The 2,218-nt window shown below is 29.3% G+C and carries 2 protein-coding genes; one reads left to right on the top strand and one right to left on the bottom strand.

What is annotated here, in order from left to right; genetic code table 11:
• Window positions 1-890: 890 nt before the first annotated feature.
• On the top strand, window positions 891-1,190 hold the full coding sequence (locus tag GNY06_RS08830) for a hypothetical protein (protein WP_166519743.1): 300 nt from the start codon (window positions 891-893) through the stop codon (window positions 1,188-1,190).
• Here the strand turns inward: GNY06_RS08830 and GNY06_RS08835 are convergent.
• A complete protein-coding gene (locus GNY06_RS08835; protein WP_317163778.1) occupies window positions 1,168-2,016 on the bottom strand; it encodes a transposase in 849 nt (282 codons plus the stop codon). The two genes, GNY06_RS08830 and GNY06_RS08835, sit on opposite strands and share 23 nt — an antisense overlap.
• Window positions 2,017-2,218: the final 202 nt, after the last annotated feature.

Genomic DNA, 2,218 nt, shown 5'->3' on the forward strand with positions numbered 1-2,218 from the left:
GTTTGAACGTCGATTTTTTTGTCTGCTCCATAACTCAAATGTTTAACGTTTAAAATTAAATTACATTGAGTTACAAGGGAACGTAGAAAAGGGCGCAAAAGACTGAAATATAATCAGTTAAACCACAATGTTACCTTTATCAATCGGTAACGAATTAGTAACCTAACCTTGTCATTTTTAGACCAAAACCTATCAGACACCGACTTCCGAACTGAGACTACTCTTTTCATAAAGCCTTGTATAGCAAAGGTTTTAACCGTTTTGCTTATTTTTGCTTTTTACTAATCTTTTTTATTTAAAAAATTTAAATCATCTCTGAAAATATAAAACAGGATAGAAGGACTTAGCATGGGCTCCCAGATTACAAGCATTACCATCCACATGCAAGTATAAGATATTCTTAAATTGATTTAAAGCTAAAAGCTCACCCCATTTTGTAGAGGGCATATATTTTATACAGTAAAATGATTCATCTTCTTATTAGCATAATATTAAAAACAGGGGTTAATTCTATATAAGTAATATTTTTATGTAATTTTAACCTTTTTTTATTGAATATATTTTATATATTAGGCTGTATTTATAATAATTAAAAATGACATCCGAGAGCGAAATCCGAAAAGCTAACGAGTAGAAATAAAATTATTTAAAGATGAAAAAAAATAGAATCGTTGAAAGACAAAAAGTTTAACAAACAGGCATTAGCCCTTATAAAAGGAGAGGGGTTATGCTGAGGAATCGAAGAGTCGGCAAAAGCTGATTCTAAAACGCTAAATTTAACTAAGGTTAGAGCCGCTGGAAAACTTAAAACAGAAGGTAATAGTGATGATTCAGATTGGGCTTGATGTTAAAATAAAAAAAAGAGGAATTATCTTCCTTTTTTATCTTTTTTGTCATGTTCTATAAATAGAAATGTTTCTATTTACAATTTAGATGGTGTAAGTATAGGCTATGCTAAATTCTTATTTAATAAAACCAATCATATAGCCTATTATAGTTTAGGGGGTAAAAAATATGCGGGTTTTAATTTTAATAAAGTTGATAACAAGTATGGAAAAAAAGAAATTTTTCTCATTATGAATAATAATGCGGGTAATTTGATATATGAAGGATTGTTTAAAATTAAAAATTATAATTTATACCTCTATAATCTATCTTCTTACCAATCTATTTTAAAAGAACTTGTTTAAACTTATAGTTTTCTGAGGAATAAAATAACAAAAGCAATATAATGCAAAGAATACCATGTTTTATTACAGAAGTTTCAAATCGTATGAATAATGCTTTGAAACTATCCAACCAAGCATTTGCTTTCTCTATTTTGAACCTTCGTTTATATAATTCTTCATCAAAATAATAATAATTCTTGGCTGTTTTATTATTCCTGAGATTGGTTTTAATATTGGCGATTATTTCTTCTTTTTCTAAGATTTGTCTTAAATTCTCACTATCAAATCCTGCATCAGCATTGAGAAACAATCCTTTATGATCTATTTCTGCTGCGCTTAGAAGTGACAGAATTTCTTTCAAAGTACCTTCTATTTGGTATAAATCGTGATGATGCCCACTTTTTGGACTTCCCATTGACAACATTTGTCCCTGGTTATCACACAGAAAAATGCTGTTGGTGGGTTTTGCCTTTTTTCTACCCTGATAGCCTAGCTTTTCACCTCCCATTCGGCTTGGGGTGTGGCTGCCGTCCAACTGAACGCTTGACATCTCCAATTTTCTTTTATTAAGAAGCAAAAGACCTATCCAAACCTTTCTGAAAGAGCTGTCTTTGCTCCATTTATTGAAATAATAGTAAATGCTTTGCCAGCAGATTTTCTCTTTGTCAAAATATTCTTTCAAACTTAATTCACGCCACTGACAGCCTGTTTTCAGGCGTTTTACAATAAGCTCAATTATTTTTACCAGATCATATCTTGTCGAAAAGCCTCTTTTTCCTTTACTTAAATGAGGTAAAATCCATTGTTCTATTTTATCTTTGCTGGTGATTTCCAGATTATTAGTTATTTAAATTGCAATACAAAATTGCTAATTTTCTCGGAACTCTTTTTGTTTAATTAAGTTTAAACAACTTCGTTTAAATTTATATCCTAAAAAAGTATTTTATATTTGTATTTAAATATTAAAATCACAAAAACATTAAAATGAATTTTTTAACAGGAAAAGAATTAAACGAAAAAATATATGATATCATTTATAACTCCGAAAA

Origin of the sequence: Elizabethkingia argenteiflava, from assembly GCF_009904105.1 — a bacterium.
Classification (GTDB): Bacteria; Bacteroidota; Bacteroidia; order Flavobacteriales; family Weeksellaceae; genus Elizabethkingia; species Elizabethkingia argenteiflava.